Origin of the sequence: Desertibacillus haloalkaliphilus, assembly GCF_019039105.1 — a bacterium.
GTDB lineage: Bacteria > Bacillota > Bacilli > Bacillales > KJ1-10-99 > Desertibacillus > Desertibacillus haloalkaliphilus.
Genome location: NZ_JAHPIV010000165.1, coordinates 1 through 425, shown reverse-complemented (window position 1 = coordinate 425; position 425 = coordinate 1). Strand labels below are relative to the sequence as shown.

The window sequence follows — 425 nt, the reverse complement described above, 5'->3', positions numbered from 1 at the left end:
AACGACCTCTCTTACTGTTCGTAGGAAAATAATGTGTTTGATAAATAATAATCTGAAAGGAGTGCTGTCTCATGGCTCGTCGTGGTCGTCCAAAGCGTCGTAAGGTTTGTTTCTTCACTGTAAACAAAATTACGAAAATCGATTACAAAGATACGGATCTTCTAAAACGTTTCATTTCAGAGCGTGGTAAAATCTTACCTCGTCGTGTAACTGGAACTTCAGCGAAGTACCAACGTCAATTGACAATCGCTATTAAGCGTGCTCGTCAAATCGCTTTATTGCCTTATGTCAATGAAGTGAACTAATTATTTAAAAAGCATGACAGAAGTCTTTTTCTGTCATGCTTTTTTAATTTTATAATTGAGTGCATTCGACAAAGTTCTGCCATGATTTGATGTATCGTTCTAGCATGATCTGAGTCGGAG

Annotated in this window: 1 protein-coding gene; it reads left to right on the top strand. The window is 37.4% G+C overall.

Translation table 11 applies throughout. The annotated features are described in order from the left end of the window. Positions 1-71 precede the first annotated feature (71 nt). A complete protein-coding gene (rpsR, locus tag KH400_RS21360) occupies positions 72-305 on the top strand; it encodes a 30S ribosomal protein S18 (RefSeq protein ID WP_035663316.1) in 234 nt (77 codons plus the stop codon). Positions 306-425: the final 120 nt, after the last annotated feature.

What these genes read in the sequence shown, in the direction of transcription:
- rpsR (WP_035663316.1), top strand. Translation starts at nt 72, where the DNA reads ATGGCTCGTCGTGGTCGTCCAAAGCGTCGTAAGGTTTGTTTCTTCACT.